Origin of the sequence: Lysobacter daejeonensis GH1-9 (assembly GCF_000768355.1) — a bacterium.
GTDB lineage: Bacteria > Pseudomonadota > Gammaproteobacteria > Xanthomonadales > Xanthomonadaceae > Aerolutibacter > Aerolutibacter daejeonensis.
On record NZ_AVPU01000006.1, the window covers coordinates 25,050 to 41,991 of the forward strand.

Annotated in this window: 16 protein-coding genes; 6 read left to right on the forward strand and 10 right to left on the reverse strand. The window is 66.5% G+C overall.

Annotated features, from left to right (window positions below):
* Window positions 1-4 precede the first annotated feature (4 nt).
* Window positions 5-496, forward strand: a complete 492-nt coding sequence (locus N800_RS05000; protein ID WP_036135508.1) for a hotdog fold domain-containing protein — start codon at window positions 5-7, stop codon at window positions 494-496.
* A gap of 8 nt (window positions 497-504) precedes the next feature.
* Here N800_RS05000 and N800_RS05005 read toward each other — a convergent pair whose 3' ends face one another.
* Window positions 505-1,842 (reverse strand): NTP/NDP exchange transporter, encoded by a 1,338-nt coding sequence (locus tag N800_RS05005; RefSeq protein ID WP_052107933.1) that lies wholly within the window; start codon window positions 1,840-1,842, stop codon window positions 505-507.
* Window positions 1,843-1,972: 130 nt separating this feature from the next.
* Here N800_RS05005 and N800_RS05010 point away from each other — a divergent pair, with 130 nt between their 5' ends.
* Window positions 1,973-3,565 (forward strand): GMC family oxidoreductase, encoded by a 1,593-nt coding sequence (locus N800_RS05010; RefSeq protein ID WP_036135510.1) that lies wholly within the window; start codon window positions 1,973-1,975, stop codon window positions 3,563-3,565.
* A 34-nt stretch (window positions 3,566-3,599) separates the two neighbouring features.
* On the opposite strand, the gene N800_RS05015 is transcribed toward N800_RS05010, so the two are convergent.
* Both N800_RS05015 and N800_RS05020 read right to left on the reverse strand, forming a co-directional pair.
* Window positions 3,600-5,513 (reverse strand): M48 family metallopeptidase, encoded by a 1,914-nt coding sequence (locus N800_RS05015; RefSeq protein WP_036135512.1) that lies wholly within the window; start codon window positions 5,511-5,513, stop codon window positions 3,600-3,602.
* Between the two features lie 6 nt (window positions 5,514-5,519).
* Window positions 5,520-6,101: a LemA family protein gene (locus N800_RS05020; RefSeq protein ID WP_232227545.1), complete on the reverse strand. Its 582-nt coding sequence runs from the start codon at window positions 6,099-6,101 to the stop codon at window positions 5,520-5,522.
* Between the two features lie 86 nt (window positions 6,102-6,187).
* Here N800_RS05020 and N800_RS05025 point away from each other — a divergent pair, with 86 nt between their 5' ends.
* Window positions 6,188-7,585 (forward strand): serine hydrolase domain-containing protein, encoded by a 1,398-nt coding sequence (locus N800_RS05025; RefSeq protein WP_036135515.1) that lies wholly within the window; start codon window positions 6,188-6,190, stop codon window positions 7,583-7,585.
* 102 nt (window positions 7,586-7,687) lie between these two features.
* Here N800_RS05025 and N800_RS05030 read toward each other — a convergent pair whose 3' ends face one another.
* The 7 genes from N800_RS05030 to N800_RS05060 all read right to left on the reverse strand — a co-directional run bounded on the left by N800_RS05030 (window position 7,688) and on the right by N800_RS05060 (window position 13,509).
* On the reverse strand, window positions 7,688-8,140 hold the full coding sequence (locus N800_RS05030) for a hypothetical protein (protein ID WP_036135516.1): 453 nt from the start codon (window positions 8,138-8,140) through the stop codon (window positions 7,688-7,690).
* 820 nt (window positions 8,141-8,960) lie between these two features.
* Entirely contained in the window at window positions 8,961-9,356 is a 396-nt protein-coding gene (gene gcvH, locus N800_RS05035; protein ID WP_036135518.1) for a glycine cleavage system protein GcvH, read from the reverse strand.
* Between the two features lie 142 nt (window positions 9,357-9,498).
* On the reverse strand, window positions 9,499-10,620 hold the full coding sequence (gcvT, locus tag N800_RS05040; RefSeq protein WP_036135520.1) for a glycine cleavage system aminomethyltransferase GcvT: 1,122 nt from the start codon (window positions 10,618-10,620) through the stop codon (window positions 9,499-9,501).
* Between the two features lie 141 nt (window positions 10,621-10,761).
* The gene (locus N800_RS05045; RefSeq protein ID WP_036135521.1) at window positions 10,762-11,202 is read right to left on the reverse strand and encodes an NfeD family protein; all 441 of its coding nucleotides are present in this window, start codon (window positions 11,200-11,202) and stop codon (window positions 10,762-10,764) included.
* 3 nt (window positions 11,203-11,205) lie between these two features.
* Entirely contained in the window at window positions 11,206-12,138 is a 933-nt protein-coding gene (locus N800_RS05050) for an SPFH domain-containing protein (RefSeq protein ID WP_036135523.1), read from the reverse strand.
* A 104-nt stretch (window positions 12,139-12,242) separates the two neighbouring features.
* On the reverse strand, window positions 12,243-12,452 hold the full coding sequence (locus N800_RS16580; protein WP_036135524.1) for a hemin uptake protein HemP: 210 nt from the start codon (window positions 12,450-12,452) through the stop codon (window positions 12,243-12,245).
* 88 nt (window positions 12,453-12,540) lie between these two features.
* Window positions 12,541-13,509, reverse strand: coding sequence for a potassium channel beta subunit family protein (locus tag N800_RS05060; protein ID WP_036135526.1), 969 nt, complete (start codon window positions 13,507-13,509; stop codon window positions 12,541-12,543).
* A gap of 282 nt (window positions 13,510-13,791) precedes the next feature.
* Between N800_RS05060 and N800_RS05065 the strand changes: the two genes are divergently transcribed.
* The 3 genes from N800_RS05065 to N800_RS05075 all read left to right on the forward strand — a co-directional run bounded on the left by N800_RS05065 (window position 13,792) and on the right by N800_RS05075 (window position 16,942).
* Window positions 13,792-14,358, forward strand: a complete 567-nt coding sequence (locus N800_RS05065) for a TMEM165/GDT1 family protein (RefSeq protein WP_036135527.1) — start codon at window positions 13,792-13,794, stop codon at window positions 14,356-14,358.
* Window positions 14,359-14,416: 58 nt separating this feature from the next.
* Window positions 14,417-15,553, forward strand: coding sequence for a GGDEF domain-containing protein (locus N800_RS15215; protein WP_052107934.1), 1,137 nt, complete (start codon window positions 14,417-14,419; stop codon window positions 15,551-15,553).
* A 93-nt stretch (window positions 15,554-15,646) separates the two neighbouring features.
* Window positions 15,647-16,942 carry a NupC/NupG family nucleoside CNT transporter gene (locus N800_RS05075; RefSeq protein WP_036135529.1) on the forward strand — a complete coding sequence of 432 codons (1,296 nt, stop codon included), beginning with the start codon at window positions 15,647-15,649 and terminating at the stop codon, window positions 16,940-16,942.

Genomic DNA, 16,942 nt, shown 5'->3' on the forward strand with positions numbered 1-16,942 from the left:
CAGGATGTCGACCGAGATACTCTCTCTTTACCACCGCATCACGCGCTGGCCTGCTGGCCACTGGCTGTTCTCCCGCGCCGTGTGCATCAAGGCGCCCTACTTCGGCACGATCGCACCCCGCTTCGTCACGCTCGCGCCTGGTCGCTGCGAGGTGCGCATGCGCGATCGCAGGCGTGTGCACAACCATCTCGGCACGGTCCACGCCATCGCTCTATGCAACCTCGCGGAACTGGCAGCAGGCGTGATGACCGACGCCACCTTGCCACCCGCGATGCGCTGGATCCCCAAAGGCATGAGCGTCGAGTACCTCAAGAAGGCCACCGGCACCATGAAAGCGGTCGCAACGCCAGAGTGCCCCCTGGATATATCGGAGGCAGGTTATGACGCACCCGTACTGGTCGAGGTCAGCGACAACAAGGGCGATGTGGTCTTCCGCGCCCGCATTGCCATGTGGGTGTCACCGCGCCCCGCGCGCGCTGGCACGTCGCCCGGCTGAAACCATCATCAGGTGGCCGCTGGCGCGCCTGCGGACGCCGGTGGTTGCTCCCGCACCACCCGCCATGCACTGAACAGGAACAGCGCGGCTGCGCCGACACCGGTGGCGAACACGGTCGCCGAACCGAACGCGGCGAGGAACTTGTGCAGCCAGACGAAACTGAGGTCGCTTCCTCGGTAAACCACGGTATCAATGACCGCCTTCGCCTTGTAGCGCGATTCGCGGTCCACCCGGGTGTAGATCGTTTCCCGCGCCGGCTTGCCCAGTGAAAACTCGCTGGACCGGGTCATGACCTGCACCGTGGCCACCAGCAATGGCAACGGCGACGCAGCCAGCATGGCAAATCCGACCACGATCGCGGCGGCCGGCAACAGCAGGGCTGGCGCGATGCCGTAGCGGCGCAGCAGCCAGCGGGTGACCAGCAACTGGGTGGTGATGGTCAAGGCATTGATCGCCAGGTCGATGTTGGCGTAGTAGGCCGTGCGCGCCTCGTCGGCGATGAAGCTGGCCTTCGCGATGGCCGCCTGTTCGTTGTAGAGCAACGTTCCGACGCCGACGCCGAAGAACATCAGCATCGCCAAGGCGCGCAGCAGCGGATCGGACAGGACCAGTCGGATACCAGCCAGTACCGAACCGCCCATGGCCGCCTCGCCACTCCCCTCTCCGCGCACCAGTTCGCTGCGCAAGGCCCAAGGTCGCAGTTTCATGATGCACAGCAGGCATACCGCCAGGAACCCGGCGGAAATGAGCAGCAGGCTGTCCACGCCGATCCGTTGCACCAGCACGCGGGTCAGGACCGGGCCCACCAGGGCGCCGATGGTGCCGCCCGCGCCGATGTAGCCATAGAAAAGCTTGGCCTGTGTGTTATCGAACACGTCGGCCATGAAGCTCCAGAAAACGCTGACCGCGAACAGGTTGAACACCGCGGTCCAGACGAAGAAAGCGGCGCCGCGGCCGGTCCACTCCTGATTGAACATCCAATGGAAGCCCAGCAGGCAGGCGATGAAGAACAGGTACACCGCTGGCAGGAACACCCGGCGCGGGAAGCGCGAGACCAGTGCGCCATACAGCGGTTGCAACACGACCATTGCCACGAACGTGATGGTGAACAGCACCTGCAGGGTGAGGCCGGCCAGATCCCAACCCGCGCCCTTTGCCCAAGCGACGAGCCAGTGCGGAAACACGTCGGACACGTTACCGGAGGCGCCCATTGCATCGCGGACCGGCCGCAACACGTAGTACCCGCACAGCAAGCTGAAGAAGTACAGGAGCGACCACCACAGCGGGGGCGATTCGGCGAGGGCCGCGCGAAATCTACCGGGTGCCTCGGGGTTGGCAGGGCGCACGCGGGTGGGACCTTGAGGTGGCTGGCGCCACGGTAGCCGATCAGGGCACCATGAAAAACCCCTTCGCGCTCAGAGCATTTGCTCTACCCCCCGCGCCTAGCCTCGCTGCGTGGCACCTCCGGACATCCGCGTGTACGACTACATCATCATTGGCGCCGGTTCCGCCGGCTGCGTGCTCGCCAACCGCCTGAGCGAGGACCCGGCCGTGAAGGTCCTGCTGCTGGAGGCGGGGCCACGCGACTGGCACCCTTTCATCCACATGCCAGCCGGGTTGGCCAAGTTGGCGCTCAACAAGCGCATCAACTGGGACTACGACACCGCCCCCGAGCCGAATCTGGACAACCGCACGCTTTGGTGGCCACGTGGCAAGGTATTGGGCGGCTCCAGTTCGATCAACGCCATGATCTACTGCCGCGGCTTGGCCAGCGACTACGACGAGTGGGCGGCACTGGGCGCGACCGGCTGGCATTGGGGCAGCGTGCTGCCCTATTTCAAGCGCAGCGAAGGCAACGCCCATGGCGCCGACGCGCTGCATGGCGGCAATGGGCCGCTGACCGTCTCCGACCTTCGCCACAGCAATGTGCTGTCGGCGGCCTTCATCGAGGCTGGGCAGCAGGCAGGATATCCGGCCAACGATGACTTCAACGGGCCTACGCAGGAAGGCTTCGGCCTGTATCAGGTGACGCAGCGCAACGGCGCGCGCTGCTCGGCGGCTGTCGCCTACCTCAATCCCGCGCGCTCGCGGCCTAACCTGACCATCCGCACCGGCGCGATGGTGAGCCGGATCACCTTCGACCGTGCCAGCGGGCCGCCGCGAGCCAATGGCGTGACGTGCATGCACCAAGGCAAGGCCTTCCACTTCCAAGCCTCGCGTGAGGTGATCCTCAGCGGCGGCGCGGTCAACTCGCCACAGTTGTTGATGCTGTCGGGCATCGGCCCGGCCAGCCACTTGCGCCAGCACGGCATCGAGATTGTCCACGATGCTGCTGGCGTCGGCGACAACCTCCAGGACCACCTCGACATTTGCACCCTGCAGCATTCAAACCGGCGGGTGACCTACGACCGGCTGAGCGACGCCAAGGTCGCCTTCGACTATTACCTGCGCGACCACCGCGGCCCGGGCACCAGCAACATCGCCGAGGCAGGCGCCTTTGTCCGTTCGCGGCTGGCACCGGACGCGCGCCCGGACATCCAGCTGCACTTCCTGCCGGCGCTGCTGGACAACCACGGCCGCACCCGCCTCCCCGGCGATGGCTATACCGTGCACGCCACCATGCTCCGCCCGCGGAGCCGCGGGCGGCTGTCCCTGGTGAGCGGACGCGCCGCCGACAAGCCGCGGATCCAGGCCAACTACCTGGGTGACGCGGAAGGTTTCGACCTGAAGGTGATGGTGGAAGGCGCGAAGATCGCCCGGGACGTACTCGCGCAGAAAGCGTTCGCACCCTATCGCGGCGCACCGATCTACCCGGCGCGCAACGACTTGTCGGACGTGGAGCTGGCGGCGTTCGTGCGTGCGAAGGCGGAGTCGATCTACCACCCGATCGGCACCTGCCGGATGGGCAACGACGACGCGGCGGTAGTCGATCCGTCTCTGCGCGTGCGTGGCGTGGACGGTCTGCGCGTGGTCGATGCTTCGGTGATGCCCACCCTGATCGGCGGCAACACCAATGCGCCAACCATCATGATTGCCGAGCGCGCAGCCGACCTGATCCGGGAGGCATGACCCAAACGGCGGACGGTTGCTCGCCCGCTAGTACCTAGGCTCCCGAGGGCAACGCTGGCTGCAACATCGGCGGCAGCGGGCAATGCAGCATCGCGCAGATCGTGCGCAGCAGTTCGGCTTCGGCCACGGTGGTGCGCCCGTCGTGGCTGATGGCCACGGTCAGCGCCTCCACCAGCATCTGCTTGGCCAGTGGGTCGAGGGCGTCGAGAGGCACCCACACCTCGTCCAACGCGACCACCCCCTGCGGACGCGGCAGATAGGGCAGCGCATCCGTCGGTAGCACGCACTGGATGCCGCGCAGATAGGCGTGGCGCGCCGTGTCGGCATCGACATGACCGTGCTGGACCACCACGGCCAGCAGGGTGGCGATCTCGCGTCGCACGCGATCCAATGTGCTTCGGCCAAACCGGGCGTAGCGCGAGGGGTCCAGCGACTCGCGCACCTGCACCGTCAGCAGCCGTGCCAGGCAGTACTCGAACAGCGACACCTTGCCGTCAGCGTGGACCAGCGCATTGATTGCGTCGACGAACACGTCCAGCTCCGGCCGCGGCCGCAGGCGCAAAACGGGGAAGGCGATCGACGCCAGCGGCAACCGATGCATTGGATGCAGCCCCGCCAGCTGCTGGTCGCGCAGGAGACGCGCCTCCTGCGCCAGGATCGCGCCCAGCCGTGCCGCCACCTCGAACAACTGCCGCTCGCGCAGTTGCACCTCGTCGTCCAGCAGCAGCGCGACCAGCAGCGGCATGACCGTTTCCCGGCGCGTGGCGAGGGCGTGCACGTCCGGCGGCAGGCTTTCGACAATGGCACCCGCCAGCGCGAAGTCCTCGGCGCGCGGCGTGGCCACCTCGGCCACCACCCGCGCTGGCGCAAGGAGATGCTCAGCGTCGGCGGCAGGCAGGGCGTGCGCATCCTCGGGGGTTACCAGGCCGAGCCGGACGTCCTCCTCCAACCCTTGCGGCGGATGCAATGCCCACTCGTTGGACAGATGCTCGAGCTGCGATGCATCGAAGGAAGGCTCCAGCGCCTGGATCCGCTCCATCAATGGCGGGTGGGTGGCAAACCAGCCCCTGAACCCCACGCCATCACCGAACAGCATGTGGCTCACCTCTTCCGCATCCCCGCGCTCGGCCAGCCGCGAGCCTTCGTGCAGGCCTGCGATCTTCTTCAGCGCACCGGCCAAGCCCGCGGTCTGGCGGGTGAACTGCACCGCCGAGGCGTCGGCCAGACGCTCGCGGCTGCGGCTGACACCGGCCTTGATCATGCGCGCGAAGAACAGGCCCACGTAGCCCACCACCATGGCGGCCAACGCGGCAATCAGGATGGCACCGGCCCCACTGTTGCGGCGGCCTCCGCTGAAGCGGCCGTGCTCCAGCACTTTCCGCCCCACCAGCCCGACCATCAGGATGCCGAACAGCACGCCGATGAGGCGGATGTTGAGCCGCATGTCGCCGTTGAGGATGTGGCTGAACTCGTGCGCGATGACACCCTGCAACTCGTCGCGGTTCAGTCGCTCGAGGGCGCCGCGGGTCACCGCAACCGCTGCGTCCGAAGGGGCGTATCCCGCAGCGAAGGCGTTGATGGCCCCTTCGTGCTCCATGACGAAGACCTTGGGGACCGCCACGCCCGACGCGATGGCGATCTCTTCCACGACGTTGCGCAGCCGGCGCAGGCTCGGATCCCGCGTGTCCTCCGGCACCAGGACCCCACCCATCTCCCGGGCGATGACATCACCGCCGCTGCCCAGGCTGCTGATCCGGTACAACGAGCCGAGGCTGATCACCACCAGCGTGCCGATGGCCGCGGCCAGCATTGGCCCCGGCCGCGGGCCAGCAAACACGACCATAACCGCGACGACCGCGACAATGATGCCCACGACCGCGGCACCGAACAGCAACAGCAGGCGTGCCGACAGGCGCCGGGCCTGGTCTTGGCGCTCGAAGAAGTTCATGGCCCGTCAGAACCTGACCTGGGGTGCCTCGCGCATCTGTGCCTTGTCGGCCGGGATGTCGAGCAGCGCCGCCGGCAGGAAACGGAAATTGTTGGCGATGAGGCTGGCCGGGAATACTTCGCGGCGGTTGTTGTAGGCCATCACCGAGTCGTTGTAGGCCTGCCGGGCGAAGGCGACCTTGTTCTCGGTGCTGGTCAACTCCTCGGTCAGCTGCATCATGTTCTGGTTGGCCTTCAGGTCGGGGTAGGCCTCGGCGACCACAAGCAGCCGTCCCAGTGCCCCATTCAGCTGGCCCTGCGCCGCCGATAGCTGGGCCATGGCCGCCGGATCACCGGGGCTGGCGTGCGCGGCGGATAGCCCAGCCATCGCCGCGCCACGGGCCGCGATCACCGCCTCCAGGGTTTCACGCTCATGGGTCAGGTAGCCCTTGGCGGTTTCCACCAGGTTGGGAATCAGCTCGAAACGGCGCTGCAACTGCACATCGATCTGGGCGAAGGCGTTCCTGAACGCGTTTCGGGCCGCCACCAGCCCGTTGTACTGGCCAACTGCCCAGAGCGCGATAACGATCACCAAACCCAACAGAATCATGAAGCCGACCATCGTTCCTTCCCCCAAGTCCTTGAGATCGGCGCTATTATCGGCCGAAGCTTGAGCATACGCAGGCGATGCGACCGATGAAAGAACACGCACCCCGGCGGTCACGGACGACCTGGCGCATCGGCGCCTCGGCCCTCCTCCTCACCCTGACGCTGGGCTCGACCGCACAGACGCCGATGCATTGGCGTCCGTCGCAGCCGAACGCCGCCTCCGCGGCGCGCGCCGATGGGTCCAATCACGACCTCGCCCGCCAACAGCACCGCAGCGCGTTCGCGCGGCAAGCGCTCAAGCCGATCGCCAGCGGCTTCGACGTGCACCAGTTCGAAGCGATGGCACAGCAGTTGGTCGCCAACCAGCGCGTACCCGGCCTGGCCATGGCAGTGGTCCACAACGGCCGCGTGCTCAGCGCACGTGGCTATGGCATCACCGACGTCAAGGCGGCCGAGCCGGTGGATGCCCACACCGTATTCCGCCTGGCGTCGCTGTCGAAGAGCTTTGCCGGCACCTTGACCGGCATGCTGGTCAACGACGGTGCATTGCGCTGGGACAGCAAGCTGGTCAGCTACCTGCCCGACTTTCGCCTGAGCGATCCCAATGCCGCCCGCAACCTGACCGTGGCCGACCTGCTCAGCCACCGCGTGGGGCTGCCGCACAATGCCTACGATCGCGAGCTTGAGGCCTACGCCGACTACCGCACGCTGACCCACAAGCTGGCCAACGCGCCGTTGAAGTGCCAGCCAGGCACTTGCTACAGCTACCAGAACATCGCCTTCAGCCTGGTAGGTGACGTGGTGTTCGCGGCCACTGGCGATTTCTACAGCCAGGAAGTGCAGCGCCGCATCCTCAAGCCGCTGGGCATGAATGACGCCAGTCTTGGACTTGAAGGCATCGAGTCGAGCGCGCGTTGGGCCCGGCCCCATGTACGCGGACGCGGTGGCTGGGTTTCGGTGAAGCCCAAGTCGACCTATTACCAGGTGGCACCGGCTGCGGGTGTCAATGCCAGCGCCAGCGACATGGCGCAGTACCTGCTGGCCCATACCGGCTACCGCCCCGACGTGTTGCCCGCGCCACTGCTGGCGACCCTGCATGAGCCGCTGGTGTCGACGCCCACCGAGATCCGTGGCTCCTCCTGGCGCCGCACGCGTCTCAACTCAGCCAGCTATGCGCTGGGATGGCGTGTCTACGACTACGCCGGCGAGCGGGTGGTATTCCATGGTGGCGCGGTGCAGGGCTACCGCGGCCTGATCGCCATGCTGCCAGACCGCGATTTCGGCGTTGCCCTGATGTGGAACAGCGAAAGCTCGATCCCTTCGGGGATGTTGCCGACGATCCTCGACCGCGCACTGGGCCTGGCCCCGCAGCGTTGGCTGGACGTCGACACCGACGAAACGCCGCTCTACGTCGACAGTGCCCAGTTGCCGGCAACCACGCCGGCGGGCAGTACCGCCACCAAGGCCAGCGCTGCACCGCGCTGATTCCCGCCCCTTGGCGGACACCTCGCAATAAAAAACTCCCTTCCCGCCTGGGCTGCGGGAAGGGAGTGTTGGGTACCGCGTACTTCTGGTATCGGGACTTTCTTAGATCATCGGCGCCGGGGTCACCGGCATGGCAGCCGGAGCGGCCTTCTTGGCGCGCTTCTTGGCAACCTTCTTCGCCGCCGGCTTCTTGGCAGCCTTCTTGGCGGCCTTCTTCGCGGTCTTCTTGGCGGCCTTCTTGGCAACCTTCTTCGCAGCCTTCTTGGCGGCCGGCTTCTTGGCGGCCTTCTTGGCAGCCTTCTTCACCGTCTTCTTGGCAGCAGCCTTCTTCACGGTCTTCTTGGCGGTCTTCTTGGCAACCTTCTTGGCGGCCTTCTTCACCGTCTTCTTGGCAGCAGCCTTCTTCACGGTCTTCTTGGCGGCCTTCTTGGCGACCTTCTTCACCGCCTTCTTGGCGGCGGCCTTCTTCACGGTCTTCTTGGCGGCAGCCTTCTTGGCGACCTTCTTCACCGCTTTCTTGGCGGCGGACTTCTTGGCAGCTTTCTTAACGGCCATGGTATGGCTCCTCGTCAGTGGTCTATCGGGGTGTAACGCCCAGCACTAAACAATGCCGCGGAAATGGAACCCGCAGCCCACCGTCCGTGCCATGTATGCACGGAAACGGATTCTGTCGGCACGCGCGCATGCGGCTGCGCGTGGCCATGAAATTGAAACCACCCTCGTCCCGGACCGCCCCCCTGCCGGAATCGCGGCAAACAAAAACCCGATCCGTCGGCGACGAAACGGGCTGTGCTTCTTGAACCGGCCGCGTTCGCGCGAGGGAAACGAATCCTGCGTCCACCGTCTTGAATGCACGGGCGGAGGTTCGTTTTGCACTTCGCATTGTCGCGTTGGTTCTCGTCACTCGCTTTTTGCAGGAAGCGTCTGCTGGGCGAAACCTAATCACGCTTTTTCATAGTGTCAACAACCCAAGCAGAAAAATTTTTCGTCCGGGCACTGCCCGGATGCCGCTGTGCCCACCCATGCATGGCCCCGCTGGCACGCCAATGGATGAAGCAGGCCTGACGCACACGCGAATGCGTTTTTTGAAAAGTGCTTTTTTCTAGGTGTTTTTCGACCTTCCTCTTTCGCATCGCGGCCATGGGCACCGTCCGCATCAAGGCCACGCGCCCGCCGTGCGAGGACGCCGGACGCGATCGCCAGCAGCCCAATTTTTTTTTGGGGCGCCTGCCCATTTCGCGACGCAGCACGTCGATTTGCGCGAAATTGCGCGGCCGTTGCGACGACGGAAACCGAAGCTCGCCGCGCTTGACCCGGTCCCAAAACGACACCGGCCGCACGAGGCGGCCGGTGGAGAAACGATGCGTGGTCCGACTCAGTGGTCTTCGTCTTCCAGCAGTTCGGCATAGTCGTCCGGAGCCAACAGTTCGTTGAGCTGCTCGGCATCTTCCAGCGCGAGGGTAAACAACCAACCTTCGCCGTAGGCATCTTCGTTGATGGTTTCCGGCTTGTCGGCCAGCGCGCTGTTGACGGCGGTGACCGTGCCGCTGACCGGCGCGTAGACGTCGGAGGCGGCCTTGACCGACTCGACCACGGCGCAGGCAGTGCCGGCTTCGACGCGGTCGCCGACATTCGGCAGTTCGACGTAGACCAGGTCACCCAACAGGCCCTGGGCGTGGTCGGAAATACCGACCGTCACCTTGCCGTCGCCTTCGACGCGGGCCCACTCGTGGGACTTGAGGAACTTGAGGTCGCCGGGAATCTCACTCATGGGGGTGCTCCGGTGGTACGTGTGTGGGTTGAGGGAAGCGTAGTTTAACCAAGCGCCGGGCCGCGCAACCGCGGCGTGGCCGACCACTTGTGTTGCAGTGAAGCAATCCGGCGGAGGCAGGTGCCGACGCCGGACGAGTGGATCAGCCGAGGATGCCGTCCTGCGGCTGGCCGTCGCGCACGAACGGGAACTTGACCACGCGCACGGGAATCTCCTTGCCACGGATGTCGACGCGGACATTGCCAGCGCTACCCAGCGGGATATCCCCCGCCGGCACGCGCGCGAACGCGATAGCCTTGCCCAGCGTCGGCGAGAAGGTGCCCGAGAGAATTTCGCCCTCGCCGTGCGCGGTCAGCACCTTCTGGCCGTGGCGCAGCACGCCCTTCTCGTCCATCACCAGGCCGATCATCTGGCGCGGGGCGCCGCCCGCCTTCTGCTGCTCGAGTACGGCGCGACCGGTGAAGTCACGGCCCTCGTCGAGCGACACAGTCCAGCCCATGGCGGCCTCGTACGGAGACACGGTGTCATCCATGTCCTGGCCGTAGAGGTTCATGCCGGCCTCCAGGCGCAGGGTGTCACGCGCGCCCAGGCCTGCCGGCTTGACGCCGGCGGCGAGCAACGCATTCCAGAAGGCAACGGTACGGCCCTCCGGCACGACGATCTCGAAGCCGTCCTCGCCGGTATAGCCGGTGCGGGCGACGAACACGTCGATGCCATCCACCGTCCTGGCTTCGCCGGCCACGAATTTGCCCATCTTGCCGATGGCGGCGCGGTCTTCCTCGCGCAGCAGGCCGAGCACGCGCTCACGGGCGGTCGGGCCCTGCACCGCGATCATGCCGAACTCCGGGCGTTCGGTGACGGTGACGCCGAACGGCTTGGCCTGTTCGGTGATCCACGCCAGGTCCTTGTCGCGGGTGGCCGCGTTGACCACGAGACGGAAGAACTGCTCGTCGCGGTAATAGATGATCAGGTCGTCGATGACGCCGCCCTGCTCATTGAGCATGCCCGTGTACAGCGCCTTGCCCGGCACCTTCAGCTTGTCCACCGAGTTGGCGACCAGCTTGCGCAGGAACGGACGCACCTGCTCGCCGCGCAGGTCGACCACGGTCATGTGCGAGACGTCGAACATGCCGGCGTCCTTGCGCACCAGATGGTGTTCGTCGATCTGCGAGCCGTAGTGGATGGGCATGTCCCAGCCGCCGAAGTCGACCATCTTGGCGCCGAGAGCGCGGTGGGTGTCGTTGAGGATGGTCTTCTGGGTCATCGAGGGTGGGCCTGGGAAAAGTGACGTGGGGATGGGGATTATCCCAGATCGGGCCGCCACAAGACGAAGGGCGGCCCGGAGGCCGCCCTGTCAGCGCTGGCTTTGCGCATACGCCAGCGGATGCTGGCGCCCCTCGCGCACTCACTCCGCTGGCCGCACCCTCAGCGTCATGCCGTCCACGGCGATCACGCGAACGGCCGTGCCCGCGGGCGCATCGGGGCCGACGACGTCCCAGAACGCGTCAGCGATCTGCACCCGGCCCTCGCCGTTGACGATTGCCCGCTCCAGCGGCACCACGCGACCCACCAGTTGTTCGGCGCGCCGGTTGAGCATGGGCTGGTCGCTCTCGCGCCCGCGGTTGCGGAACCAGGTGCGATAGACCTGGATGGATACGAAAGCCAGCACGATGAAGGCGGCCACCTGCGCCAGCACCGACATGCCGGGCATGGCGAACACCATCAAGAACACCGCCGTGGCGGCGAACCCGAGCCACAACATGAAGGCGCCCGGCGCGAGCGCCTCCGCGGCGAACAACGCAAGCGCAACCGCGCCCCACAACACGATCGGCCAACTCCATTGCATCGGTCAGCCTCCCTTGGTGCCGACGCGGCCCGGCTGCTCCAGCGCCTGCTTGGCCAGCTCGGCGATGCCACCCAGCGACCCGATCACGCCGGCCGACTCCATGGGCATCATCACGAACTTCTGGTTGGGCGCCTCGGCCAGTGCCTTGAACGCCTCGATGTACTTCTGCGCGACGAAGTAGTTGATGGCCTGCACGTTGCCCGAGGCGATCGCGTTGGACACCATCTCCGTGGCCTTCGCTTCCGCCTCGGCCAGGCGCTCGCGCGCCTCGGCCTCGCGGAACGCGGCTTCCTTTTCGCCCTCGGCCTCGAGGATCACGGCCTGCTTGTCGCCCTCGGCCTTGAGGATGGCGGCCTGGCGGAAACCCTCGGCCTCGAGAATGTTGGCGCGCTTCTCGCGCTCGGCCTTCATCTGCCGCGCCATCGAGTCGACCAGGTCGCGCGGCGGCTGGATGTCCTTGAGCTCGATGCGGTTGACCTTCAGGCCCCACGGATGGGTCGCCTGGTCCACGGCGACCAACACCTTGGCGTTGATCTCGTCGCGCTTGGACAGCGACTCGTCCAGGTCCATCGAGCCGATCGCGGTACGGATGTTGGTCATCACCAGGTTGAGGATGGCGATCTCCAAGGTCGCGACCTCGTAGGCAGCCTTGGCCGCGTCCAGTACCTGGAAGTACACCACGCCGTCGACCTTGACCACGGCGTTGTCCTTGGTGATCACGTCCTGGCTCGGCACGTCCATCACCTGTTCCATCATGTTGATCTTGCGCCCCACCCCGTACACCACCGGGATCAGGAAGTGCAGGCCCGGGGTCATGGTGTGGGTGTACTTGCCGAAGCGCTCCACCGTCCATTCGTAACCCTGCGGCACCATCCGCACGGTCTTGAACAGCACCACCACGCCCGCGACCAGCAATACGACTGCCAGGATTTCCATCAATGCCCCCTCATCCAATGAAGGTTCGAGTATAGGGCGTGACGGTGATCGCAGTCCTGCAGTCGACGGTGGCAGGGACCCGCGGCATTGACTGCCGCGAGTCCTTACTTGGTGAGGATCAGTTTGTCGTTGCGGGTGTGGCGCAGGCGGTAGAGCTCACCGCCGTGGCGGATGAGCAATTCACGGGCACCGTTGAGCAGGGCGTGGCTCTCCACTTGGCCCGTATCAGCCATCGCGGAGGTTGCGGGCCGACCGGCGACCAGATGCAGGCGCGGGCGGCGGATCACCACGGGGTTCGTCGGCTGGAGTGGCATCGTCGTGACTCATTGCTGGAATGAGATTTAACGATAACGATTCTCATTTGCATGTCAAGCGATCCCGCAGAGTTCAGTCCATGCGGGGTTACGCGACGGCCGCCTCCACGCGCGCCCATGTGTCCTCGCCCAGGTCGCGATGCAACTCCAGCGCCGCAAGGTTCTGCAAAAGCTGCTCGGGACGGCTCGCGCCCAGGATCACCGACGACACGTGCGGGTTGCGCAGGCACCAGGCGATGGCGAGCGTGGCGGGCGCAAACCCCATTTCCGCAGCCAGCGCGGTGAAGCGTCGCGCGCGTCCGATGCGTCCGTCGTCCTGCCCCAGCACGATCGGCTGCAGCCATTCCATGCCGTCCAGGCCCAAGCGCGCGTCGGCAGGGAACCCCGCGTTGTACTTGCCGGTGAGCACGCCCGAGGCCAGCGGCGAGAAGGTGGTGGTGCCCATGCCGTACTCGGCGTACAGCGGTGCGTATTCCACCTCCACCCGCTCGCGGTGCAGCAGGTTGTACTGCGGCTGCTCCATCGTCGGGGCGTGCAGATGGTGCGCGTGCGCCACGTCGTGCGCGTCGCGGATCTGCGTCGCCGACCACTCCGATGTGCCCCAATACAGCACCTTGCCCTGGCGCACCAGCGCGTCCATCGCCCACACGGTCTCGGCGATGGGGGTCTCCGGATCGGGGCGGTGGCAGTAATAAAGGTCCAGGTAGTCCACGCGCAGGCGGCGCAGGGCGGCATGACAGGCGTCCGTCACGTGCTTGCGCGACAGCCCCTTCTGCGTGGGCCGCGGATCCTTGGCGCTGCCGAAGAACACCTTGCTGGACACGCTGTAGCCGTCGCGAGGCAGTCGCAGGTCGGCTATGACGTCGCCCATGACCTGCTCGGCCTCGCCCTTGGCATAGCTCTCGGCGTTGTCGAAGAAGTTGATGCCATGGTCCCAGGCGGTGGCGATCAGCTCGCGCGCGGTACCGCGACCGATCTGCGAGCCAAAGGTCACCCAAGCGCCAAAGGACAGCGCGGAGACCTGCAGGCCGGAGGAACCAAGGCGACGGTATTGCATGGACAACTCCCGATGAATCCGGAACACGAAGGCCAGCCAGTGTAGCTGCGAGCGAGCGGGCGACCGGCTACAATGCACGCACTCTTCCTCCTCCGGGGAGTAGCCCACCCGCTTGGCGGGGGCGCGCGTCAACACACTTGGCCGGCAGGCCATGGCGCGCGAGGGGCCGGTGCGGCGACGCGCGGCTTCGGGCAAGACCGAAGGCAGGCGTTGCGCGTACCCGGCCGGGCCGCGCGGCGTCCGCCTTCGCGCCAATCGCGATCGCCCGGCCCCGGAGACCTGATGGACGCACTCTTTCTTTCCACCGGCACCGTGGCGGTGGCCGAGATCGGCGACAAGACCCAGTTGCTGGCCCTGCTGCTGGCAGCCCGCTTCCGCAAGCCCTGGCCCATCGTGGCTGGCATCCTGGTAGCCACCCTGCTCAACCATGCGCTCGCTGCGTGGCTTGGCGCGCTGGCGGCCGACTGGCTGCGGCCGGACGTGCTGCGCTGGGTGGTGGCCGGCAGCTTCCTGGCCGTGGCGCTATGGACCCTGAAGCCCGATACCCTGGACGACGATGACGCCGCGCTGCCGGCGCGCGGCGCGTTCATCGCCACCACGCTGGCGTTCTTCGTGGCCGAGGTGGGCGACAAGACACAGGTGGCCACGGTGCTGCTGGCGGCGAACTACGAGCCGCTGTGGTCAGTGGTGGCCGGCACCACGGTGGGCATGCTGCTGGCCAACGTGCCGGTGGTGGCGCTGGGCAGCCGCTTCTCCGATCGCCTGCCGCTGAAGGCAGCCCGTTACGCGGCCGCGGCGCTGTTTTTGGGCCTGGCGTTGTGGGTGGCGATCCGCGGCATGGGCACCTGAGGCGCCACCGCCACCAGCGGGAGCGCTATGCTCCACGCGGGGCCACGGGAAGCCATGCATGCCGGACGCGACAAGAACCATCCGCGAATTTGGCGCCGCGCTGCTGGCGCGACCGGATGAAATGATGCTGGAAGTGGGCGCCGCCGGCGAATTGCTGGTGGCGCGCATCCGCGTGGTCGTCGCCGGGCTGCTGTTGCTGCTTCCGCTGGTCAACAACCTCACCGGCGGCACCGTCGCCGAAACCCTGATCGGCCTGGCGGGCGCGGTGTTCGTCAACCTCGTCGCCCAGGTCTGGCTGGCGCTGGCGCGGCGACGGCGGCGCTACCGCTGGCTGCCCTTCGCCACCACCACCTTCGACGTGACCACCACCACGCTGGTGCTGATGGCATTGGCCGACAACCACCTGCCCTCGGGCCTCAACAGCATGGTGGTGTGGTGCGGCTACGTGTTGGCGATCCTGGTCACCGCGCTGCGCAATGACGGCCGCACGACGCTGCTGGCCGGTGCGCTGGCCGTGCTGCAGTACGGCCTGCTGGTTGCGGCGGTGTTCGCGATTGCCGGTTCGCCGGAGCAGTTGATGTCGGCCGAGTACGGCGCGGTCACCGCCAACAACCAGGTCCAGCGCCTGATCCTGCTCGCCATCGTCACCGGCGTGACCTTGATGGTGGTGTACCGAATGCAACGGCTGGTGGAAATGTCCGGCACCGACGGCCTGACCCGCCTGCCCAACCGCACCTGGCTGATGCACCGGGTGCCGCAGTTGCTGGACTTGGTGAAGCGCGAGGGTGGCAGCCTGAGCGTGGCGATGCTGGACCTGGACCACTTCAAGCGAATCAACGACGAACTGGGCCAGCATGCGGGCGATCGCGCGCTCCGCCACGTCGTGTCCTCACTGCGCGGGCAAATGGAAGCCGGCGAGCAGTTGGTCCGCGTCAGCGGCGCGGAGTTCGTGATGGTGCTGCGCAAGCCGGTGGGCAACGCATGGGAGCGGGTGGACGCCATCCGTCGCATGCTGGGCGAGCGGCCGTTCGAGGCCGAGCGTGGCGGAACGCCGCGACGCATCACCTTCAGCGCGGGCATCGCGGGGTTCCCGCAGGACGGACAGGACCTGTCGCGCCTGCTGCGCCGGGCCGACCAGCGCCTGCAGACGGCCAAGCTGGAAGGGCGCAACCGGGTCGTGGCGCGCGACGCCTGACCCCGCGCGCCGCGCTGCGGCTTGCCGTTCACGCGGCGCCTGCACTAGGCTGCGCCGACATACGGCCGCGTCCGGCCGCGGGGAAACCATCACGTGGAAGCAATCACCCGAGTGGCCTTTGGCCTGTTCGGTCTCGTCGTCCTGATCGGGCTGGCCTGGCTTTTCTCGAACAACCGCAGGTCGGTGGACTGGCGCCTGGTCGCCACCGGCGTCAGCCTGCAGGTGGCCTTCGCGGCGCTGGTTCTGCTCGTCCCCGGCGGTCGTGACGTGTTCGACGCGCTGGGCCATGGTTTCGTCAAGGTGCTGAGCTTCGTCAACGCGGGCTCCAGCTTCATCTTTGGCGGGTTGATGGACACGTCCAAGTACGGGTTCATCTTTGCCTTCCAGGTGCTGCCCACCATCATCTTCTTCGCCGCGCTGATGAGCGTGCTGTATCACCTGGGCGTGATGCAGGCGGTGGTGCGCGGCATGGCGTGGGCCATCACCAAGGTGATGCGCGTCTCCGGCGCGGAGACCACCAGCGTGTGCGCCAGCGTGTTCATCGGCCAGACCGAGGCGCCGCTGACCGTGCGGCCCTACATCAGCCGGATGACCGAATCGGAGCTGATCACGATGATGATCGGCGGCATGGCGCACATCGCGGGCGGCGTGCTGGCGGCGTATGTGGGCATGCTGGGCGGCAGCGACCCGGAGCAACAGGCCTTCTACGCCAAGCACCTGCTGGCGGCATCGATCATGGCTGCGCCGGCGACGATGGTGGTGGCCAAGCTGCTGATTCCGGAAACCGGCACGCCGCTGACCCGCGGCACGGTCAAGATGGAAGTGGAGAAGACCACCAGCAACATCATTGACGCTGCGGCGGCCGGTGCCGGCGATGGCCTGCGCCTGGCGCTCAACATTGGCGCGATGCTGCTGGCCTTCATCGCGCTGATCGCACTCCTCAACTGGCCGCTGACGTGGATCGGCGAGGTCACGGGCCTGCAGGCCATGCTGGGCAAGCCGACGGACATGGCGACGCTGCTGGGCTACGTGCTGGCACCCGTGGCATGGCTGATCGGCGTGCCGTGGCAGGATGCGACTCTGGTCGGCGGACTGATCGGGCAGAAGATCGTGATCAACGAGTTCGTGGCCTACCTGCAGCTGGCGGACATCGTGAACGGCAAGGTGGCCGGCGTAGCGCTGACCGACCAGGGCAAGCTGATCGCGACGTATGCGCTGTGCGGTTTCGCCAATTTCAGTTCGATCGCGATCCAGATCGGTGGCATCGGCGGGCTGGCGCCTGACCGTCGCCAGGACTTGGCACGGTTCGGCCTGCGCGCGGTCCTGGGCGGCACCATCGCCACGCTGATGACCGCGACCATCGCCGGCGTGCTGACCCAATTTGGCTGA

What these genes read in the sequence shown, in the direction of transcription:
- N800_RS15215 (WP_052107934.1), top strand. Translation starts at nt 14,417, where the DNA reads ATGCCGGACGCGACAAGAACCATCCGCGAATTTGGCGCCGCGCTGCTG.
- N800_RS05030 (WP_036135516.1), bottom strand. Translation starts at nt 8,140, where the DNA reads ATGGCCGTTAAGAAAGCTGCCAAGAAGTCCGCCGCCAAGAAAGCGGTG.
- N800_RS05000 (WP_036135508.1), top strand. Translation starts at nt 5, where the DNA reads ATGTCGACCGAGATACTCTCTCTTTACCACCGCATCACGCGCTGGCCT.
- N800_RS05060 (WP_036135526.1), bottom strand. Translation starts at nt 13,509, where the DNA reads ATGCAATACCGTCGCCTTGGTTCCTCCGGCCTGCAGGTCTCCGCGCTG.
- N800_RS05045 (WP_036135521.1), bottom strand. Translation starts at nt 11,202, where the DNA reads ATGCAATGGAGTTGGCCGATCGTGTTGTGGGGCGCGGTTGCGCTTGCG.
- N800_RS05050 (WP_036135523.1), bottom strand. Translation starts at nt 12,138, where the DNA reads ATGGAAATCCTGGCAGTCGTATTGCTGGTCGCGGGCGTGGTGGTGCTG.
- N800_RS05020 (WP_232227545.1), bottom strand. Translation starts at nt 6,101, where the DNA reads ATGATTCTGTTGGGTTTGGTGATCGTTATCGCGCTCTGGGCAGTTGGC.
- N800_RS05065 (WP_036135527.1), top strand. Translation starts at nt 13,792, where the DNA reads ATGGACGCACTCTTTCTTTCCACCGGCACCGTGGCGGTGGCCGAGATC.
- gcvT (WP_036135520.1), bottom strand. Translation starts at nt 10,620, where the DNA reads ATGACCCAGAAGACCATCCTCAACGACACCCACCGCGCTCTCGGCGCC.
- gcvH (WP_036135518.1), bottom strand. Translation starts at nt 9,356, where the DNA reads ATGAGTGAGATTCCCGGCGACCTCAAGTTCCTCAAGTCCCACGAGTGG.
- N800_RS05015 (WP_036135512.1), bottom strand. Translation starts at nt 5,513, where the DNA reads ATGAACTTCTTCGAGCGCCAAGACCAGGCCCGGCGCCTGTCGGCACGC.
- N800_RS05025 (WP_036135515.1), top strand. Translation starts at nt 6,188, where the DNA reads ATGAAAGAACACGCACCCCGGCGGTCACGGACGACCTGGCGCATCGGC.
- N800_RS16580 (WP_036135524.1), bottom strand. Translation starts at nt 12,452, where the DNA reads ATGCCACTCCAGCCGACGAACCCCGTGGTGATCCGCCGCCCGCGCCTG.